General features: G+C 62.5%; 24 protein-coding genes. 7 read left to right on the top strand and 17 right to left on the bottom strand.

Annotated features, from left to right (window positions below; all coding sequences use genetic code 11):
* Positions 1 to 144: 144 nt before the first annotated feature.
* The 3 genes from NKH33_RS18680 (at position 145) to NKH33_RS18670 (ending at position 1,974) form a co-directional block, all read left to right on the top strand.
* The gene (locus NKH33_RS18680; protein ID WP_352617688.1) at positions 145 to 441 is read left to right on the top strand and encodes a DUF1905 domain-containing protein; all 297 of its coding nucleotides are present in this window, start codon (positions 145 to 147) and stop codon (positions 439 to 441) included.
* Between the two features lie 244 nt (positions 442 to 685).
* Complete coding sequence (gene ndk / locus NKH33_RS18675; protein ID WP_352820224.1) at positions 686 to 1,108, top strand: nucleoside-diphosphate kinase; 423 nt, start codon at positions 686 to 688, stop codon at positions 1,106 to 1,108.
* Positions 1,109 to 1,365: 257 nt separating this feature from the next.
* Positions 1,366 to 1,974 carry a class I SAM-dependent methyltransferase gene (locus tag NKH33_RS18670; protein WP_352457647.1) on the top strand — a complete coding sequence of 203 codons (609 nt, stop codon included), beginning with the start codon at positions 1,366 to 1,368 and terminating at the stop codon, positions 1,972 to 1,974.
* 75 nt (positions 1,975 to 2,049) lie between these two features.
* Here the strand turns inward: NKH33_RS18670 and NKH33_RS18665 are convergent, their stop codons facing one another.
* From NKH33_RS18665 to NKH33_RS18635, 7 genes are all read right to left on the bottom strand, one after another.
* The gene (locus NKH33_RS18665) at positions 2,050 to 2,319 is read right to left on the bottom strand and encodes a hypothetical protein (RefSeq protein WP_023677671.1); all 270 of its coding nucleotides are present in this window, start codon (positions 2,317 to 2,319) and stop codon (positions 2,050 to 2,052) included.
* 194 nt (positions 2,320 to 2,513) lie between these two features.
* The gene (locus NKH33_RS18660) at positions 2,514 to 3,281 is read right to left on the bottom strand and encodes a YbaY family lipoprotein (RefSeq protein ID WP_352920948.1); all 768 of its coding nucleotides are present in this window, start codon (positions 3,279 to 3,281) and stop codon (positions 2,514 to 2,516) included.
* A gap of 85 nt (positions 3,282 to 3,366) precedes the next feature.
* Positions 3,367 to 3,846: a molybdenum cofactor biosynthesis protein MoaE gene (locus tag NKH33_RS18655; RefSeq protein ID WP_352874348.1), complete on the bottom strand. Its 480-nt coding sequence runs from the start codon at positions 3,844 to 3,846 to the stop codon at positions 3,367 to 3,369.
* Positions 3,847 to 3,849: 3 nt separating this feature from the next.
* Entirely contained in the window at positions 3,850 to 4,107 is a 258-nt protein-coding gene (gene moaD / locus NKH33_RS18650) for a molybdopterin converting factor subunit 1 (RefSeq protein ID WP_023677674.1), read from the bottom strand.
* Position 4,108: 1 nt separating this feature from the next.
* On the bottom strand, positions 4,109 to 4,705 hold the full coding sequence (gene pgsA / locus NKH33_RS18645) for a CDP-diacylglycerol--glycerol-3-phosphate 3-phosphatidyltransferase (RefSeq protein WP_352481786.1): 597 nt from the start codon (positions 4,703 to 4,705) through the stop codon (positions 4,109 to 4,111).
* Between the two features lie 100 nt (positions 4,706 to 4,805).
* On the bottom strand, positions 4,806 to 6,884 hold the full coding sequence (gene uvrC, locus NKH33_RS18640; RefSeq protein WP_352920946.1) for an excinuclease ABC subunit UvrC: 2,079 nt from the start codon (positions 6,882 to 6,884) through the stop codon (positions 4,806 to 4,808).
* Positions 6,881 to 7,657 (bottom strand): SDR family oxidoreductase, encoded by a 777-nt coding sequence (locus tag NKH33_RS18635; protein WP_352472599.1) that lies wholly within the window; start codon positions 7,655 to 7,657, stop codon positions 6,881 to 6,883. Before NKH33_RS18635 ends, uvrC begins: the two co-directional genes overlap by 4 nt.
* 419 nt (positions 7,658 to 8,076) lie before the next feature.
* Between NKH33_RS18635 and NKH33_RS18630 the strand changes: the two genes are divergently transcribed.
* Entirely contained in the window at positions 8,077 to 8,727 is a 651-nt protein-coding gene (locus NKH33_RS18630) for an outer membrane protein (protein WP_292662341.1), read from the top strand.
* Between the two features lie 77 nt (positions 8,728 to 8,804).
* On the opposite strand, the gene NKH33_RS18625 is transcribed toward NKH33_RS18630, so the two are convergent.
* The 4 genes from NKH33_RS18625 to NKH33_RS18610 form a co-directional block, all read right to left on the bottom strand.
* Positions 8,805 to 9,401 carry a glutathione S-transferase family protein gene (locus NKH33_RS18625; protein WP_352472598.1) on the bottom strand — a complete coding sequence of 199 codons (597 nt, stop codon included), beginning with the start codon at positions 9,399 to 9,401 and terminating at the stop codon, positions 8,805 to 8,807.
* A 485-nt stretch (positions 9,402 to 9,886) separates the two neighbouring features.
* Positions 9,887 to 10,306, bottom strand: coding sequence for a hypothetical protein (locus NKH33_RS18620; protein ID WP_352920944.1), 420 nt, complete (start codon positions 10,304 to 10,306; stop codon positions 9,887 to 9,889).
* 495 nt (positions 10,307 to 10,801) lie between these two features.
* Positions 10,802 to 10,966, bottom strand: coding sequence for a hypothetical protein (locus NKH33_RS18615; protein ID WP_352920942.1), 165 nt, complete (start codon positions 10,964 to 10,966; stop codon positions 10,802 to 10,804).
* 14 nt (positions 10,967 to 10,980) lie between these two features.
* Complete coding sequence (locus NKH33_RS18610; protein ID WP_352920940.1) at positions 10,981 to 11,325, bottom strand: hypothetical protein; 345 nt, start codon at positions 11,323 to 11,325, stop codon at positions 10,981 to 10,983.
* Between the two features lie 62 nt (positions 11,326 to 11,387).
* On the opposite strand from NKH33_RS18610, the gene NKH33_RS18605 reads away from it, so the two are divergent.
* Positions 11,388 to 12,023 (top strand): TetR/AcrR family transcriptional regulator, encoded by a 636-nt coding sequence (locus NKH33_RS18605; RefSeq protein ID WP_352920938.1) that lies wholly within the window; start codon positions 11,388 to 11,390, stop codon positions 12,021 to 12,023.
* Between the two features lie 38 nt (positions 12,024 to 12,061).
* On the opposite strand, the gene NKH33_RS18600 is transcribed toward NKH33_RS18605, so the two are convergent.
* Positions 12,062 to 12,814 carry a sulfite exporter TauE/SafE family protein gene (locus tag NKH33_RS18600; protein ID WP_352920936.1) on the bottom strand — a complete coding sequence of 251 codons (753 nt, stop codon included), beginning with the start codon at positions 12,812 to 12,814 and terminating at the stop codon, positions 12,062 to 12,064.
* A 117-nt stretch (positions 12,815 to 12,931) separates the two neighbouring features.
* On the opposite strand from NKH33_RS18600, the gene NKH33_RS18595 reads away from it, so the two are divergent.
* On the top strand, positions 12,932 to 13,291 hold the full coding sequence (locus tag NKH33_RS18595; protein WP_352501860.1) for a VOC family protein: 360 nt from the start codon (positions 12,932 to 12,934) through the stop codon (positions 13,289 to 13,291).
* A gap of 36 nt (positions 13,292 to 13,327) precedes the next feature.
* On the opposite strand, the gene NKH33_RS18590 is transcribed toward NKH33_RS18595, so the two are convergent.
* The 4 genes from NKH33_RS18590 to NKH33_RS18575 form a co-directional block, all read right to left on the bottom strand.
* Positions 13,328 to 13,780 (bottom strand): hypothetical protein, encoded by a 453-nt coding sequence (locus NKH33_RS18590; RefSeq protein WP_023677684.1) that lies wholly within the window; start codon positions 13,778 to 13,780, stop codon positions 13,328 to 13,330.
* Positions 13,781 to 13,905: 125 nt separating this feature from the next.
* Positions 13,906 to 14,754: a 23S rRNA (adenine(2030)-N(6))-methyltransferase RlmJ gene (locus NKH33_RS18585; RefSeq protein ID WP_352501859.1), complete on the bottom strand. Its 849-nt coding sequence runs from the start codon at positions 14,752 to 14,754 to the stop codon at positions 13,906 to 13,908.
* Positions 14,751 to 15,362, bottom strand: a complete 612-nt coding sequence (locus tag NKH33_RS18580) for a hypothetical protein (protein ID WP_352472592.1) — start codon at positions 15,360 to 15,362, stop codon at positions 14,751 to 14,753. The genes NKH33_RS18585 and NKH33_RS18580 overlap by 4 nt, the downstream gene beginning before the upstream one ends.
* 4 nt (positions 15,363 to 15,366) lie before the next feature.
* A complete protein-coding gene (locus NKH33_RS18575; RefSeq protein WP_352501858.1) occupies positions 15,367 to 16,038 on the bottom strand; it encodes a TetR/AcrR family transcriptional regulator in 672 nt (223 codons plus the stop codon).
* Positions 16,039 to 16,123: 85 nt separating this feature from the next.
* Here NKH33_RS18575 and NKH33_RS18570 point away from each other — a divergent pair, with 85 nt between their 5' ends.
* Entirely contained in the window at positions 16,124 to 16,591 is a 468-nt protein-coding gene (locus NKH33_RS18570; RefSeq protein ID WP_352920934.1) for a carboxymuconolactone decarboxylase family protein, read from the top strand.
* Positions 16,592 to 16,628: 37 nt separating this feature from the next.
* Here NKH33_RS18570 and NKH33_RS18565 read toward each other — a convergent pair.
* The coding region (locus NKH33_RS18565) for a phosphotransferase (RefSeq protein WP_352920932.1) at positions 16,629 to 16,977 on the bottom strand (349 nt) is incomplete at its 5' end.

The following is a 16,977-nucleotide window of genomic DNA, read 5'->3' as shown; positions in this document are numbered from 1 at the left end:
GGAATGGCGGCGCTGCGCGGGGAAGAATGACTCCTCCCTGCAGGGCTGTGGATGTCATGGATGGTTTCGCCGATCATCAGCATTGCCAGCGAGACACCATGGCAAAGCCAGTCGTGACGGGCTTGACCTGAGGAAGGGCATAGAATGTTTCGCTACGACATGCAGGCCGAGATCTGGGTCTATCCGGGCAAGGGCGGCTGGCATTTCGTGACGCTGCCGCCGGAGCTTGGAGCCCGGATCAAGACGGCGATGGTGGGGATGGCAAGGCCCTGGGGCTCGCTTGGCGTGGAAGCCGTCATCGGCCAGACCAGATGGCGGACATCGCTGTTTCCCGACCAGAAATCCGGCAGCCTGCTCTTGCCGATCAAGACCGCGGTGCGGGTTCGCGAAGGCCTCGGGGCTGGCGACACGGCCAACCTGACGATCGAGATGCAGTTATGACGACGTAGTCTCAGGCTGACGACGACGCGCTATAGGGCGGCCACTCGGTCGGCTCCAAAGTGGGTACCGGTTGTCGGAAAATCCGATGCTCAGCAAAAAGATGAGCGGCGGCATGGTTCGACTTGAAAGTCCGCTGCCCCAGCGCAGAAATGCGCGCTGCACCGGCCTCCCCTTGGCAAGCCGGCGGGCGGCTTGTATAGAGCCCGCCACCTTCAATTCCACTCTCCATCACAAGGACGATCCCATGGCGCTCGAACGCACTTTTTCCATGATCAAGCCGGACGCGACCCGTCGCAACCTCACCGGCGCTATCACCAAGATACTGGAAGATGCCGGCCTGCGCGTCGTCGCTTCGCGCCGGGTGTGGATGAGCCGCCGCGAGGCGGAAGGTTTCTATGCCGTCCACAAGGAGCGTCCGTTCTTCGGCGAGCTGGTCGAATCCATGTCGTCGGGCCCGACAGTCGTACAAGTACTGGAAGGCGAGAACGCCATTGCCAAGAACCGCGAAGTGATGGGCGCCACCAATCCGACAAGCGCCGCCGAAGGCACCATCCGCAAGCTGCACGCGCTGTCGATCGGCGAGAATTCCGTGCATGGTTCCGATGCGCCCGAAACCGCCGCGCAGGAGATCAAATACTGGTTCTCGGACACCGAGATCGTCGGCTGAGCCGGCATCCCGAACCCCATCAAGAAGGCCGGCACAAAGCCGGCCTTTTTTGCTAAAGCGCGTCGCGTTCGACCGGCCTCCTGCGACGGGCTTCAGGTTCTTGTCTTGATGCATGTCGTTATCGCAAAACCGCTGCACAGTTTTGCGCGACATGCAGTGGCGGACATTTTCAGCTTCAGGCTCCTCGACGGGTCACGGGTGCGTTAAGCTCGGAGGGGCGGATCAAACGCGGTCCCGACAATGGAGCCGACCAGGCCATGACCAGCACCATTCCCGGTTTCTTCCAAGGCACCGAAATGCCAACCGGCGGCTGGTGGGAAGCGCTGTGGCCCGAGCCCGCCAGCGTCCTGGCGGCGGTCGGCATGAAGCCCGGCACGGACGTGGTCGATCTCTGCTGCGGCGACGGCTGGTTCACGCTGCCAATCGCCAGGGTCGCCCGTCATGTGATCGCAATCGACATCGATGCCGATCTGCTCGAAGTCGCCAGGCGGCGGCTGGCCGAAGGCGGCGCGGGCAATTGCGAGTTTTTGGCGGGGGACGCCTATGACCTTGCCAGGCTGGTGCCTCAAACCGTCGACTTCGTCTTTATCGCCAACGCTTTCCACGGCGTTCCGGATCGGCCGCGGCTTGCCCGCGCCGTGCGCGCGACGCTTGGCCCTGCGGGTCGTTTTGCCATCGTCAACTGGCACCAGTATCCGCGCGAGCAAACCACGGTCCTGGGCGAGCCGCGCGGGCCAAAGACCGAGCTGAGGCTGTCACCCGAACAGACCACCGCGTCGGTGGAAGCGAGCGGGTTCAAGCTCGCCGAGCTGGTTGATGTGCCGCCCTATCACTATGGCGCGGTATTCAAACTCGCGACGAATTGAGAAATATCGCATGAGATGCGGCATCGTCGCCCGATACATGTCGCCCGCCGCCCCCTAGCGGCGGGTTCTGCCAGTCTATTTCGCCTCGCGTTCCTTCACGTTCGCATGTTCGTTCGCCGCTTCCGTGTCGGTGGACGGGGTCTTGGTCTCTTCACCTGAAAACGGGCTGCCCTGCCCCGGTGCGAGATCGCCGCTATGGCCGGCCTTGTTGGTCTGGAACGGTTGGCTGTCCGCTTTGAGACCGTGGTCAAGAGCATTGACGAGATGGTCGTCCGCCTTGGCAAGGCCGGTAAAGGCAAGGAGCGATGCACCGGTGGCGGCAAGGATAAGCGTGTGCGTTTTCATGTCTGGACTCCTTTGAGTTAAGGCCAGAACGAGCCGCAGCCATTCTGGCGGCTTCAACGAAGGGACGACGTCCCTTTTGCCTTACCCGCCATTTTTATGTGGAACTAACGCGCCCTCTGCCCGGCCTATTCCCGCTGAAACACAATGTGATCGGCATACAGCTGCCGCAGAGAGTAATCGGCTTGGGTGATGCGCTAGCTCGCGGCGTTGAAGCGCAGGATGTCGCGGCCGTCTCTGTCGGCGATGACAAGCTTGCCGGCGTCGACGTGGTAGGATGCTGCTTTGGCCAGCGCCTCGAACAGCGCCTTTTCCTCGGCCATGACCTGAGGCGCGCAGGCCTTGAAGGTCGAGCCGATGTCGCTGACGGCGATCGTCGAGCCGTTTACCTTGGCAGTGGCGAAATAGACGTTGCAAGGGCCGCTGCCGCCGGCCTTGCCGGCTTCGCTGATGCGGAATGTCGCCCGTGGCTCGGCAATCACGCCGATGCCGTCGATATATTCGACCAGCCAACTTTGGCCGAACACGGAGGCTGCCGCCGGCTCGTCGCCCGGCGCCGCCATTTTCAGCATGATGGTCTGTGGCGCGTCGCTGAGCGGGTCGACCTGGAGGCGCGTATCGGTGACGAATAGCAGCCGGTCATCGACAGTGATGCGCGCCTGCAGCGCGTAGGTCATATCAGGCCGGATCACCCGCGGATCGAAGCTGATCTCGAACTTGATCGGCACCTGGCCGGCCGGCACCACCTTGCGCTCACCGATGATTGCGACCGGCGCGTCGGCCAGCGACACGTCGGCAAGCTGCACGGAAAGCACGGCATTGGGCGGCAGCGCGATGCGCTCGCGATACATCACCTCGCCCTTGAGGGTCTTTTCGGCAGCCGCAGAACGATCCGGGACGGCCAGGATGCCGACGGCCAGCGGCACCAGTCCGAAGATGAAGAACTCGGCGATCCTGTCCAGCATGATCCTGCTCCCCTTCCGGCAAAGGGTCTCGCAGGATTACGGTCAATGAATGGCCGGCAGGGTATGGGATGGCTGTCGCAGGGATTTATTTGGACGGCGGCTGCTTCCAGCGGCTCGCCGCCTTGTCGTCGGCATCCTTGGCATCGACCCAGCCGCCCTCGGAACCGTCGCTATGGTGTTCCTTTTTCCAGAACGGCGCCCGTGATTTCAAATAATCCATCAGGAAATTCGCGGCCTCGAACGCCGCCTGCCGGTGGGCGGAAGCGGACACCACCAGCACGATGTTTTCGCCCGGCGCGATCTTGCCGTGGCGATGGATGACGGTGAGCCCCTGCAGCGGCCAGCGCTCGATTGCCTCGCCGGCGATGCGGGATATCTCGGCTTCCGCCATGCCGGGATAATGTTCGAGCTCGAGCGCCGAGAGCCTGCCTTGCTCGTCGCGGCAAAGGCCGGAGAAGGTCACCACAGCGCCGATATCGTTGCGACCCCTGGTCAGCCTGGCGATCTCGGCGGCGACGTCGAAATCCTCCGCCTGGATGCGCACGACCGGCACCACCGCGGACATGGTTCAGCCACCGGTCATCGGCGGGAACAGCGCGATCTCGCGCGCGCCGGCGATCTTCTCGCGGTGCTCGACATGTTCCTGGTTGATGGCGACGCGGATCACGTCAGGATATTGCAGCGCGTTCTCGTACTCCTCGCCGCGCGATTTCAGCCAGCGCAACAGGTCGGCGACCGTTTCGATGCCGGCCGGCAGTTCGACCTCTTCCTCCGGTCTGCCGATCCGCTCGCGCACCCAGGCGAAATAGATGAGCTTCGTCGACATTTTATTCATCCATGATGTGCTTGAGGCCGGCGCGGAAATAGTCGTAGCCGGTGTAGAGCGTCACCAGGGCTGCGATCCACAGCAGCACCAGCCCGGTCTGGGTGGTCAGCGGGAAGATCTTGTCGCCGGCGGGACCTGCAAGCAGGAAGGCGATGGCGATCATCTGGATGGTGGTCTTCCATTTGGCGAGCTGCGTCACCGGCACCGAGACCTTCAAGGCCGCCAGATATTCGCGCAGGCCCGAGACCAGGATCTCGCGGCACAGGATGATGATCGCCGCCCATAGCGACCAGCCGGCGATGCCGGCATGGCGGTCGGTGTCGGCGGCAAGCAGCAGCAGGCAAGTGGCGACCAGCAGCTTGTCGGCGATCGGGTCGAGCATCTTGCCGATGTTGGAGGTCTGCTGCCAGGCGCGCGCCAGATAGCCGTCGAAGTAATCGGTGATCGAGGCGAGCAGGAAAATGATGAGCGCCGACCAGCGCGCGAAGTCGCTCGATTTCAGATGCCCTTCCAGGAAGAAGCACAGCACCACCAGCGGCACCGCCAGGATGCGGGCATAGGTGAGCATGTTGGGCAGGTTGAATGCGCGCTGAGCCATGTTTTGGGAACTCTTTCTGCCTGCTTAGTCAAATCAGAAGCGAATGTGGGGGGTCAACAGGCCAGAATCGATTAGCCAGCCGAAATGTCGGCAATACGTCTTAGCTCTCGTGAAAATGATTGTAGACCAATTTCGCCACCTGCTCGGAAATGCCGTCGACCTTGACCAGGTCCTCGACGGCGGCACGGCTGACCGCCTTGGCCGTACCGAAATGCATCAGCAGCGCGCGCTTGCGGCCGGGGCCGATGCCGCTGATCTCGTCGAGCGGGCTCTTGACCATCTCCTTCTTGCGGCGGGCGCGGTGCGAACCGATGGCGAAGCGATGGACCTCGTCGCGCAGCCGCTGGACGAAATAGAGCACCGGATCGCGAACGGGCAGCGAGAATGGGGCCTTGCCCTTGACGAAGAAGCGTTCGCGGCCGGCATCGCGGTCCTGACCCTTGGCGATGCCGATGGCCACGACGCGGTCCTCGATGCCGAGATCGGCGAGAATCTTGCGCACCGCCGTCATCTGGCCCTGGCCGCCGTCGATGAGGATGACGTCGGGCCAGGCGGGGAAGGCGCCCGCGTCCTCGATATCGTCGCCCGGTTCGGTAGGGCTCGCCTCGTCCGCGCCCTCGGTTTGCGGGGCGTCACCATGTTCCTTCAACAGCCGCGAGAAGCGCCGCTGCATCACCTCGCGCATCATGCCGAAATCGTCGCCCGGCGTGATCTCGGTCGAGCGGATGTTGAACTTTCGATACTGGTTCTTCACAAAACCTTCCGGCCCGGCGACGACCATGGCGCCGACCGCGTTGGTGCCCATGATGTGCGAGTTGTCATAGACCTCGATGCGCACCGGCGGCTTTTCCAGGCCGAAGGTCTCAGCAAAGCCAGTGAGCAGCCGCGCCTGGGTCGAGGTTTCGGCGAGCCGCCGGCCGAGCGCCTCGCGCGCGTTCTGCAGCGCGTTGTCGGTCAGGTCCTTCTTCTCGCCGCGCTGCGGCACGGAGATTGACACCTTGCGGCCGGCGCGGGTGGAGAGGGCCTCCGCCAGCAATTCCTGGTCCTCGACGCCATGCGACAACAGGATGGTGCGTGGCGTCGGCTTGTCGTCGTAGAACTGCGCCAGGAACGATCCCAGCACCTCGCCGGCTTCGAGCGCCGGATCGGCCTTGGGAAAATAGGCGCGGTTGCCCCAGTTCTGGCCGGTGCGGAAGAAGAACACCTGGATGCAGACCTGGCCGCCCTCCTGATGGATGGCGAAGACATCGGCCTCGTCGACGGTCTGCGGATTGATGCCTTGATGGCTCTGCACATGCGACAGCGCCGCCAGCCGATCGCGATAGATGGCGGCGCGTTCGAAATCGAGGTTCTCCGAAGCCTGCTGCATGGCGGCGGAGATCTCCGTCTTCACCTTCTGGCTGCGGCCGGAGAGAAAATCCTTCGCCTCGGCGACAAGCCTTGCATAGTCGCCGTGCGAGATTTCGCCGGTGCACGGGCCGGCGCAGCGCTTGATCTGGAACAAAAGGCAAGGCCGGGTGCGGTTCTCGTAGAAGGAGTCGGTGCAGCTCCTGAGCAGGAAGGCGCGCTGCAGCGAGTTGATGGTACGGCCAACTGCGCCGGCCGAGGCGAAGGGGCCGAAATAGTCGCCCTTGCGCGAGCGCGCGCCGCGGTGCTTGTAAATACCGGGCGAGACATGGTCGCCGGTCAACAGGATATAGGGGAACGACTTGTCGTCGCGCATCAGCACGTTGAAGCGTGGCCGCAAGCGCTTGATGAGGTTGGCTTCAAGCAGCAGCGCTTCGATCTCGGTGCGGGTGACGACGAACTCCATCGTCGATGTCTCGCGCACCATGCGGCCGATACGGCTGGTGTGGAACCGGCCTTGCGCGTAGCTGGTGACCCGCTTCTTCAGGCTGCGTGCCTTGCCGACATAGAGCACGTCGCCGGCGGCATTCATCATGCGGTAGACGCCGGGCGCATTGGGCAGCCGCTTTACCAGCGTCTGGATCACCTCGGCGCCGACCATGCCGTCGGCGTCGCCGGCATGCGGGGTCCAGTCGATGGCGGTGAAGGTAACGTCCGGACCGCTGGCTGCAGGCTCGACGACCTCCTCGGCCGCCTCGTCCTCGAGGTCGATTTCGGGCGGCAGGTCGTCGGCGCCACCGCGCGTTTTTTGTTTCTGGTCCATGGGGCTCATTCCGTCATGCCTGTCACATCGGGCGTCTGCCATGCAAGATGCTGGCCGCCGTCAAGCGCGATCATCTGGCCGGTGACCGAGCGTGCCGCCCAGAGATAACGGATAGTGGCACCGAATTCCGGCAATTCCGGGCCGCGTTTCAGGATCAGCCCGGCAATCTGAGCATCGAAATCGCTGTCGTGCTGGCGCGTGTTCTTCAAGGTCGGGCCAGGACCAATGGCGTTGACACGGATGCGGGGACCCAGCGCCTGCGCCATCATCTCGGTCGCCGCCCACAACGTCGACTTCGACAGCGCATAGGAGAAATAACGCGGCGTCGGCCGCCAGACGCGCTGATCGATCATGTTGACGATCAGCCCCTCACTGTTCTGCGGCAAGGCCCGGGCGAAAGTCTGTGCCAACAGCGCCGGCGCCTTGACGTGCATGGCGAAATGGCGATCCCAGGCCGGCCAGTCGAAATCCTCAACGCTGTCGTGCTCGAACAGCGAGGCGTTGTTGACCAGCAGCGACACCGGCCCGAGCGCCGCCGCCGCGCGACCGACCAGGTTGCTGACGGCGTCCATCTCGGTCAGGTCGGCAGCAATCACTGCGGCCCGGCCATGTCGACCAAAATGACCACTGTTGATTTCGGCCGCCAGTGCCTCCGCCTCGGCCAGCGAGCGATTGCAGTGAATGGCGACGGCAAAACCATGCGCGGCAAGATCTTCGACGATCGCCCTGCCGATCCGTTTCGCACCGCCCGTCACCAGTGCCGTCGCGGCGACCTTGCTCATCTGTCAATCCTTAATCCGATGCCGATTCCGGCCTGCCGGGATCGCGCCGGCAAATTATGGCCCGCCAAGCGTTAAATCCCATTTCCACCTGGGGCAGGATTGTGGCAAAGTGCCCGGTGGGCGTTTTGGCTCGACCGGAATTCGGGCCAGCCCGCCCGCAATATAGGGCTCTGGAGCCCTTACACCAAGCCGTGTGCAGTGCAGCACGGCGAACCTGCTGACATTCGCTGTTGCGAAGATGCAACGTCAAGGTTCTGCCTCATTCGTGCCAGGGAATGACCCAAGTTCAGGTTCGCTTCAGCCGCATTTCGACACGACATTTGGAACCGTTGAACGCCGGATCCGTTTCATCCCCCGGACGGGTTGAGGGCGCTCATAAACAACAAGCCTGTGTCCTGTGGCTTAAGGAGTAAAGAACAATGCAAGCCAATCTTAAATTTGCGCGACCGCTCGCGGTGGCGTTTGGGCTGTTCGCCCTCGGCGGAACCGCCTATGCCGCGGACGTGGTTCAGGAAGAGCCGCCGGCACCTGCCCCGATCGCAGAACTTCCGGTCGCATCCTGGGCCGGTCCCTATGCCGGTGTGAGCGTCGGCTACGGCTTCGCTGGCCACGCCAAAGCCAAAGACATTGGCGTCGACGTCGACACCAAGGGTTTTGTCGGCGGCGTCTTCGGCGGCTATAACTGGCAGCAGGAGAACTTCGTCTACGGTGCCGAAGCCGATATCGGCTACAACGGCGTCAAGGGCGACGATGCCGGCATCGAGGCCAAGGGTGGCTTCGAGGGCTCGCTGCGTGCCCGCCTCGGCTACGCTGTCACCCCGGACATCCTGCTCTACGGCACCGCCGGTGGCGCGCTGAAGAACCAGAAGATTGAAGCTGCCGGCGTAAGCGACACCAACACGCAGTTTGGCTGGACAGCCGGCGTCGGTACCGACATCAAGATCACCGACAATGTGTTCGGCCGTGTCGAGTATCGTTACACGGACTTCGGCAGGAAGGACTTCGACGGTATCGGCAAGGTCAAGTCGACCGACAATCGCGTCACTTTCGGCGTCGGTATGAAGTTCTAAGTCGTCCAAGCCACGACACGAAAAAGCCGGGCCTCGCGCCCGGCTTTTTTTGTGGCACCGGTTGGGGCCGCCCGCCCTCAAGCCGGGATGGCGGGCTTCAGCTCCGGGAATTTCTCGTCGAAGCGTGCCGCCCAGCGCGTCAGCCGGCCGCGGCCCTTTTCCCATTTTCCAGCGAAGCGCAGCGAGAGATAGCCGAGGCAGGCGCGCAATGCGATCTGGCCGAGGGTGATTTTCTTCGGCAGCTTCGGCGGGTTTGCGTTGAGCAGATCGAGCGCGTCCGAAATCTTCGTCCACTGGCGCTCGAGCCAAGGCTGGTAGACCATCTCTTCCGGCCGTGTGCGCCGCTCGTAGACCATCGACAGCGCGCAGTCGCAGATGCCGTCGGCCAATGCCTCCAGCACCTCCGCCTCGAGGCGCTTGTCGGGATTGCGCGGAAACAATGCGTTCTTCGACATCCGGTTGAGATGCTGGGTGATGGCGCGGCTGTCATGGACCGAGCGGCCGTCGTCGAGCACCAGCACCGGGATCTTGCCGAGCGGATTGGCGCCGATCAGCGCGGCCGGTCTTTCCTCGGTCTTTATCGGCACGAGATCGACGGCGATGCCGGCATGAAGTGCTGCCATGCGCACCTTGGAACTGTAGGGAGAAGTAGACGCGTAGAGCAGTCTGGGCATTGTCGATTCCTGTTTGCCGGCTACAGCTCCATATGCCCCATTGGACGCGCAAAGGATGCGGTAGCATTGTGACTTCGTGCATGACCCTCACCGAAAATCGATTCCGACAGGGGCTCGTGCATGGGCACGTTGACCGATCATGCAGGGTTCATCAACGGCCAGAGGCGGATAACCGCGCCGCCAGCGTACAACCATTGTCTCGCGTTCGGATGCGATGAATCGGAGGTGCGTCGGCAGACGCGAGCGCGTCGGACAATCCAGATCCGAGCAACTACCAACTAGGCCTTGCACCGAAGGTTTGGTTTTGGCAGCCACGAAAATCCCACCGGACTTCGCCGCACGGCGAAGTCCTGGGAGCTGCGAAAAGATGTCTTCCTCCCGCCTCTTTCTCGTCCTGCCCGACCGTCAGCCAGCAAGCGAGGCGCCTATTAGGCATCCCGCCATGGCTGTCTTGAGTACTGTCCCCGGCGATCGGAGAACGGCGACTACTTCTTGGCCTTCGCCTTTGCGGGCGCTGCCTTCGGCTTGGCCGCGGGCGCTGCTTTCTTCACTGCTGCGGAAGATTTCGCAGCGGCGGCCTTTGCCGGTGCTGCCTTCTTCGCAACGGGCTTCGCCACGGCCTTTGCAGCCGGCTTCTTGGCCGGTGCAGCCTTGGCCTTGGCCGGTGCTGCTTTTGCCTTGGCAGGTGCTGCTTTCTTCACGGCCGGTTTTGCCGCGGCCTTGGCGTCCGGCTTTTTGGCCGGCGCTGCTTTTGCCTTAGGCGCAGCGGCCTTCGCTTTGGCCGCGGGTGCTGCTTTCTTCACAGCAGTTGCGGCCTTTGCCGCGGCTGCTTTTGCCGGTGCTTTCTTTGCCGGTGACTTTGCCGGTGCCTTGGATGCCGGCGCTTTGGATGACTGCTTAGCCATATCATGCCCCTTCCGTTGTGCCGACGGCCGTTATTGACCCGGCGCGCATTGCATATCTGACTCGCGGCTTGCTAGCCAGCGAAGCATTAGAATGATTTTTGCAGCTTAAGTTTCGGTTACGGCGAGCGCGCGACCATTTTACCCGCGCAAAAACCGGCTGCGAATCTTTGTGTCCCGCAGCGAAGTTCTGCGACAGAAATTCTGGTCGCTCTATCTCGACCGGTCTTCTCGTCAAGCTCAGGACCTTTTCGACCAGCTTTTGCGCTTCAACGTCCGACGCCCAGCGCGAACATTGTCAAGAACGAAGGCGGTCGCCCGCCTCGTCTTGTTCGAAAAGATAAACTACAGGTAAGTAGGAAGCAACGCGACGAGCACGCCGCTGCACTATCTTGCACGACGCGATGAAAGTAAGCAGATAGCTCGCATTTCTGAAGGACAGGATATCGCTCGATAGATCCGGTCGAGCCGACCTCGTGATCGAATGCGCTCGGCCGTTCAGGCGCCGAGCGGCTCACGGCTCATCTGCAGCCGGCGCGAAGGCTCGGCCCTGTGGAGATGGACGGCGAAGGTATCCCATGGCGGCATGACCGAAATCTGCGCCAGGATGCGCCCCGCTTCACCGCGATGATAGCCGCCGTGCAGTACGACGTGGGTCAGCATTTCCTGTCGCGACATCAATGCCCGTCGGTGAACACGAATGCGACGGACTCGGACAGCTGCCGCGACGAAACGGTTTCGAGATAATCGAGATACCAGCGATCGGTCGCTGCGACCGCGGCGCGAAGTTCGTCGAACGCCGGCGTGTCCTCGGTGGTGTCGGCGGAGTAGCCATGGCTTGCGTCAACCAGGTGCGCCGAGAATATCCGCGACACCACATGGCTGTGATCGATGAGCCCTATCACGGCCTGCCGTTCCTTGCCGTGAACATGCGGGTCGAGACTCGCGAGCTTTTCCAGCAGTTCGTCATTGGCCCAGGCCTGATAGGCAAACAGGCTGCGAAGCAGAGCGAGCGCATTCATAGTCGGTGTCCTTTTCCGGAAATGCGAGTATGTTGTTTATGTTTTCAGGAGAATGGGCGAACGTGTCTACTCGCATTGCAAAACCGCATCCGCGCATGCGCAAACAGCCGCGCCAGGCGCGTTCCAGGGCAACCGTCGAGGCGATCATCGAGGCGGCGGCTCATGTTCTGAGCGGGCTGGGCTGGGCCGGCTTCACCACCAACAAGGTTGCCGAGACAGCAGGTGTAAGCATCGGCACGCTCTACCAGTACTTTCCCGACAAGCTTTCCCTGCTCGCTGCCGTCCGGCGCCGTCACTTCGATCATGTGCTGTCGGTCATTCGCGATTCGGCGGAAGACCAAAAGCCGCTAAGGAAATTCGCGCAGGAGCTGGTGCGCGGCATGATCGCGGCGCACAGCATTCACCCGACACTACATCAGGTGCTGCTCGACGAGGCGCCGGGCGATCGCGGCTCCAGGGCCGCCCATGCTTCGTTCCAGGCACAATACCTCAATCACTATGCGACTGCTGTCGCCACTTATCGCAAGCCAAGGAAAGGCGCCGACTCGGAGACCGTGGCGCGCGTGCTGTCGTCAGCGATCGAAGGTGTGATCCACAACGCGGCACGCCGGAACATGCTCGCCGCGCCGGAGCTGCAAAAGCAACTCGTCGAACTGATCTGCGCCTACCTATCGGGAGCAGGCCGCATCGGTCGATAGCGCATGGCACGGCGGAAGTCGGGATTTCTGTGTGTCGTTCAAACCCGGCTTATGAGGTGCGGCAAGGACGATGCCAACAATGCCGCACCTGATGCGGCCAAGAGTGTGAGGACGATCTTTCGAAAAGTCGCCTCGCTAACGCCGATGTAGAGTCTCGCGCCAAGGAGTGTCGGTATCAACATCGCCGGCGCGACGACGGCAAACATCGGCAGCATTTCGAGCTTGATCTTTCCGGCCGCAAGATAGGCAGCCATCGTCATGGAGAGGGTCACAAGGTTGAAATTCTGGATAACAATACGCTGCCGGTCCTTTTCCCATTGGCGCAGCACGCACCACAGCGTTGGAACCGGGCCGGTGAAGCCGCCAAGTCCACCCATGATGCCGCCGACCAGACCTATTGCGCCGTCTGCAACAGGACCTCCGACCGTGATGGGAGGGAGGCGACGGGCAAAGAGCATCAAGGGACACCAAACGACCAGCAGCGCTCCGAAGACCAACTTGAACAACTGCACATCCAGCAAAGGCAGGATGGCGACACCGACCGGAATCCCGATGATCCCCCCGATCAGGAATGGCAGCAGAAGCTTGAGGTCGAAGCCCCGGCGGACGGTGACGGCGGCGATGATCTGGCCGGTGAGCGCCCCAAAGACCGCCATGGCGGCAGCAAGCTGGGGCTCCACGGTCCAAACCCAAATCGACATGGCAACCAGGCTGAAAGCGAACCCGGAAAGCCCCTGGACGAAGCCTGCAACGACCGCGCCGAGAGCAACAGTATAAACAAGCGAATCCATGTGGTGCTGTTTCCCCCGCAAAATGATCGATGTGGTCGGTTGGCGTTGACATGCATGGAAGTCTCCGATTTTCGCAACCTCGTCCGACCTTGGACCCTCAACACCAGAGAGGTATGAATGTCCTCCTTGCCGAGCTTGGCATTTGTCACATGGTTTTCGGCTGATCCCAGATCAGCCGCGGCTTTCTACGCGAATTTCGGAATTGCCTTCAGGCAAGAGCAGCATGGCTCCGGTCCGATACATTTCGCGTTCCAAGGTGAAGGGCTTGCGATCGAACTCTACCCGGCAGAAGCAACGACGCCGGAAGGAGCGGGAACGATGATCGGCTTCGAAGTCGCCAACGCAGATGAAGCTGCTTCTGCCGCCAAGGCCAACGGCTTTGGAATCATTGCGGACGTCAAGGCGACGGCTATGGGCCGACGTGTGATCGTCCGTGATCCTGATGGCCGTCAGGTGTTCCTTTTCTCGACCACCTAAGTGACGCAACAATCCGTCGGGATCGGAAAGCGCTGGTCAGCGCAGGACGCGGCAGCGGCCGTTGTAGACCATCCAGCGGTCGAAGCCCGAGACGCAGAATTCGACATTGTCGCCGATCGAGGCAAAGCCCTGGCCTTCTTCGATCAGGTACCAGATGGTGCGAGCGCCGCCGTCGGAGAGGCTGACGGTGGCGCCGCAATAACGGCGGCCGATCGGCCAGGTGTCGTCGGCCGGCAGATAGCGATGCTGGTGGATGCGCTGGAAGTCGACGATCTGCACATCCGGCAGATGCGGCACGTGATGCACCTGATAGGAGAAGCGGTCGGTGATCTTGTTCAGCACCCAGGCCTCGCCGCAGACGCCGCTATCCTCGTCGGTATAGATTGCAAGGTCGGCCGCCTGGACTGCCTGGGTGACGCCAAGAGGCGCAGCCAGCGGCGTGCAAAAGGCGAGCAGTGCGGCAAGGGCGGATTGGGCGAAGCGAGTCATGGCAGCCTCTCAAGGTCGACTACGCGCACTGTGCGGATTCGCTGACGCGCGGTCAAGCGGTTGTAGCGACCGTGGTTGTGGTGACGATGGTTGCGCTGACGGAACGGCAGGGCCGCGCCCTCAAACTACTCTCCCGCCAGCCAGTCCAGCGTCCAATGCGACGGCTGCTCAAGTGCAAGCAGCCGGTGCAGCGCCGGCAGCAGCGTCCGTAACTCGCCTTCCAGCGTGAAGGGCGGATTGACCACCACCATGCCGCAGCCGTCGAGGCTCGGCTCGACGGCGTCCGGCCTGATCTCAAAACCGATGTCGAGCAGCTTCGAAATGCCCGTCTGCTTCAGCGCCTTGCGGAAGGCGGCGACCGCCCTGCGGTCCTTGAGCGGATACCACAGCGCGTAAATCCCTCCTGGCCAGCGCCGATGGGCTCTTTGCAGCCCGTCGACCAAGCGACCGAACTCGCCCTCTTCCTCGAAAGGCGGATCGATGAGCACGAGGCCGCGCTTTTCCTTTGGCGGCAGATGCGCGCCGAGGGCCAGCCAGCCGTCGAGCTCGATCACCCGGGTCTGGAAGTCGCCGTCGAACAGCGCCTTCAGCCTGGCGGCATCCTTAGGGTGCAGTTCGACCGCCGACAGCCGGTCCTGCTTGCGCATCAGGTGCCGGGCGATCAGCGGCGAACCCGGGTATTTTTTCATGCCGCCGTCCGGATTGAGCGAGCGGACGGCTTCAAGATACGGCGCCAGCAGTGCTGCCGCCGGCGCATCGAGGGCCGCATCGACGAGCCGGCCGATGCCGCCTTGCCATTCGCCGGTCTTTTGCGCTTCGGTCGAGGACAGATCGTAACGGCCGATCCCGGCATGGGTGTCGATGACCCGAAACGCCTTGTCCTTCTGTTTCAGATATTCGATCAGCCGGCTGAGCACGACATGCTTGACGACGTCGGCGAAGTTCCCGGCATGGTAGGCATGACGATAGTTCAATTGGAGCCCCTGCCCCAGCGCGGCGGTGGCGGCTGCGAGTTCGGATTTTCCGGCCGACGGCCGCCGAAACGGAATGCCAGCACCAGCCCGACCAGGCCCGCCGCCATCAGGGAAAAACCAACCGGGCGCGCCCGGCGGTCGACCTCGCCGGCCCCCGAGCGCAGGACGAGATCGACGGCCCGCATCGGAATGCCTTCGGCGTCGCCCGGACCGACGGTGAAGATGTAGGAACCAGGGGTAACGGTCGGGATCAGGCCAGCCTCGTCGCGAAAGATCCTGTCCGGCAGTTGCGGGCTGACCTGGCGCGGATTGTCGGAGTGATTGAACTGCAGCGTCGAGGCGAGCACCGTCCTGCCGCCGGTGGCGGCAGTGAGGGTCAACACAGTGCGCTGCTGCGAGACGATGCGCTCGGCTCTTGCCGTAAGGTCGACCAGCAGGCGTAGCGGCCCGTCGCGTGCGCTCAGGGGCACGGTCACCGGCTTGAACCGGCCCTGGTCGTAAACTCGCCAGGTGCCGATCTCACGGCCGGAGAAATTGGTCATCGCCCAGGGATAGACGACGCCGATGCCGGTACCGATGAGCAGTATCAGGGCGAACAGGGAGCGCATGAGGTCAAGTCCCGGTATTCGGCGCGATGGTGCCGTCGCGGGCGCGCTCCATTTCGTCCAGGAGCATGTCAAGGCCGAGATCAAACGTCCGGTCGAATTCGGCGGTGCCGAAATAACGCCCGGCCGCAGCTACTTTTGGAAAATCCTGCGCCAGTTGCTCGTCGCTGACGATGGTCACGGCCGAAGGCCCCTTTGCATAGCCGGCAGTCTCGTCGAGGATGGCACCCATCAGATAATAGCCGGTGGTGCGGAACAGCCGCGCACCCAGTTGCGGTCCGAAGCCGCCGGCCTCGAACAGGCCAAGGATGCCGTTCAGCCAAGTGAGACAGGTCGGCGAATTCATCCGGTAGGTTACAAGGAACGTGGCAAAGGCCGGGTGCTCACGCGCGACGCGGCGGAAATCCTGCACGGCAATGCGTAACCTTTGTCGCCAAGGGAGGTCCGCGTCGGGCATTTCGAGGGAGCCGATCAGCCGATCCACCAAGGCTTCGAAGAGATGCGCCACCGAAGGAAAGTGGTGATAGATGCTCATGGCTTCGCAGCCGAGTTCTGCCGCCAGCTTGCGCATCGAAAACCCGGCGAGGCCCTCGCTCTCGATCACCTTCAAAGCGGCATCCTCGATCATCTCGCGAGACAGCCGGCCGCGCGGTCGCTTTTTTTTGATCGATGTGTCCATGGTGCCGCTTGACAACTTACGCTGTAAGGTTCATTTTCGACGTTACCTTACACCGTAAGGCCAACAAACGCCAGAGGAGAATGTCATGTCTGCCTATCGTACTCTTTCATCAACGCATTCTTCCATCCGCCGCGCCTGCCTGCTCGCCGCCACCTGTGTGCTGACCCTGGCTGCAGCTCCTTCTTATGCCGATGAGTATGACGCGACCGTCACGGACATCCAGTCGACCATGGGCGGGGTGCCCGGTTTCGTAAAGCAGTTCCCGAAAGCCGGTCTGCCCGGTGCATGGGCCGAGGTCAAGGCCATCCAGCTCAGCGACAAGACGGCGCTGCCGCCGAAGGTCAAGTCGCTGATCTCGCTGGCGGTGGCGGCGCAAATCCCGTGCAACTACTGTATCTGGTCGGACACGCAGGACGCCAAGCGCGCCGGCGCCACCGACGAGGAGATCCAGGAGGCGGTCGCCGTTTCAGCGCTGACCCGCCATTGGAGCACGATCTTCAACGGCATGCAGGTCGATTTCGATACGTTCAGGAAGGAGATGGGCGGGCAGTAATGCTTTCGTTATTAGAGCGGGACGCGTTCAGACTGAATTAGCCTTCCCGCTTCGACTGTTTTGTGTGATCCGCCAGCACCTCATCGATGACCCGCCACGATTTTTCCGGCTCGCGCTGGTTGCCGTCATGTCCCGAAGCGACGATCAGCGCCTTCCACAACGCCCAGCCCCGTGCGCGCGCCCAGCTGTGCTCGTCAAGGGCAATGGCGTCGCGGAACGCCTGACGGCTCTCGCCGTAAAATTCCGTCCACGCGATCACCAGATCACAGGCAGGATCGCCGATAGCCGAACTACCGAAATCGACGACCGCGTAGAGCTTGCCATCTTCGACGAGCAGATTGCCCGAGGCGACGTCGCCATGGACCCAGACCGGCGGCCCTTGCCAT

Origin of the sequence: Mesorhizobium sp. M1182 (genome assembly GCF_040318335.1) — a bacterium.
In the GTDB taxonomy this organism is placed as follows: Bacteria; Pseudomonadota; Alphaproteobacteria; order Rhizobiales; family Rhizobiaceae; genus Mesorhizobium.
Note: the sequence above shows the minus strand (reverse complement) of the source record. Positions and strands in the feature narration are given on the sequence as shown.

Excerpts from the sequence above, each read along its gene's own strand:
- NKH33_RS18595 (WP_352501860.1), top strand. The coding sequence starts at position 12,932 with ATGTCCTCCTTGCCGAGCTTGGCATTTGTCACATGGTTTTCGGCTGAT.
- NKH33_RS18625 (WP_352472598.1), bottom strand. The coding sequence starts at position 9,401 with ATGCCCAGACTGCTCTACGCGTCTACTTCTCCCTACAGTTCCAAGGTG.
- NKH33_RS18665 (WP_023677671.1), bottom strand. The coding sequence starts at position 2,319 with ATGAAAACGCACACGCTTATCCTTGCCGCCACCGGTGCATCGCTCCTT.
- moaD (WP_023677674.1), bottom strand. The coding sequence starts at position 4,107 with ATGTCGACGAAGCTCATCTATTTCGCCTGGGTGCGCGAGCGGATCGGC.
- NKH33_RS18615 (WP_352920942.1), bottom strand. The coding sequence starts at position 10,966 with ATGCTGACCCACGTCGTACTGCACGGCGGCTATCATCGCGGTGAAGCG.
- NKH33_RS18590 (WP_023677684.1), bottom strand. The coding sequence starts at position 13,780 with ATGACTCGCTTCGCCCAATCCGCCCTTGCCGCACTGCTCGCCTTTTGC.
- NKH33_RS18680 (WP_352617688.1), top strand. The coding sequence starts at position 145 with ATGTTTCGCTACGACATGCAGGCCGAGATCTGGGTCTATCCGGGCAAG.
- NKH33_RS18670 (WP_352457647.1), top strand. The coding sequence starts at position 1,366 with ATGACCAGCACCATTCCCGGTTTCTTCCAAGGCACCGAAATGCCAACC.
- NKH33_RS18660 (WP_352920948.1), bottom strand. The coding sequence starts at position 3,281 with ATGCTGGACAGGATCGCCGAGTTCTTCATCTTCGGACTGGTGCCGCTG.
- uvrC (WP_352920946.1), bottom strand. The coding sequence starts at position 6,884 with ATGAGCCCCATGGACCAGAAACAAAAAACGCGCGGTGGCGCCGACGAC.
- NKH33_RS18630 (WP_292662341.1), top strand. The coding sequence starts at position 8,077 with ATGCAAGCCAATCTTAAATTTGCGCGACCGCTCGCGGTGGCGTTTGGG.
- NKH33_RS18580 (WP_352472592.1), bottom strand. The coding sequence starts at position 15,362 with ATGCGCTCCCTGTTCGCCCTGATACTGCTCATCGGTACCGGCATCGGC.
- NKH33_RS18575 (WP_352501858.1), bottom strand. The coding sequence starts at position 16,038 with ATGGACACATCGATCAAAAAAAAGCGACCGCGCGGCCGGCTGTCTCGC.
- NKH33_RS18620 (WP_352920944.1), bottom strand. The coding sequence starts at position 10,306 with ATGGCTAAGCAGTCATCCAAAGCGCCGGCATCCAAGGCACCGGCAAAG.
- NKH33_RS18655 (WP_352874348.1), bottom strand. The coding sequence starts at position 3,846 with ATGTCCGCGGTGGTGCCGGTCGTGCGCATCCAGGCGGAGGATTTCGAC.
- ndk (WP_352820224.1), top strand. The coding sequence starts at position 686 with ATGGCGCTCGAACGCACTTTTTCCATGATCAAGCCGGACGCGACCCGT.
- NKH33_RS18570 (WP_352920934.1), top strand. The coding sequence starts at position 16,124 with ATGTCTGCCTATCGTACTCTTTCATCAACGCATTCTTCCATCCGCCGC.
- NKH33_RS18600 (WP_352920936.1), bottom strand. The coding sequence starts at position 12,814 with ATGGATTCGCTTGTTTATACTGTTGCTCTCGGCGCGGTCGTTGCAGGC.
- NKH33_RS18635 (WP_352472599.1), bottom strand. The coding sequence starts at position 7,657 with ATGAGCAAGGTCGCCGCGACGGCACTGGTGACGGGCGGTGCGAAACGG.
- NKH33_RS18610 (WP_352920940.1), bottom strand. The coding sequence starts at position 11,325 with ATGAATGCGCTCGCTCTGCTTCGCAGCCTGTTTGCCTATCAGGCCTGG.
- pgsA (WP_352481786.1), bottom strand. The coding sequence starts at position 4,705 with ATGGCTCAGCGCGCATTCAACCTGCCCAACATGCTCACCTATGCCCGC.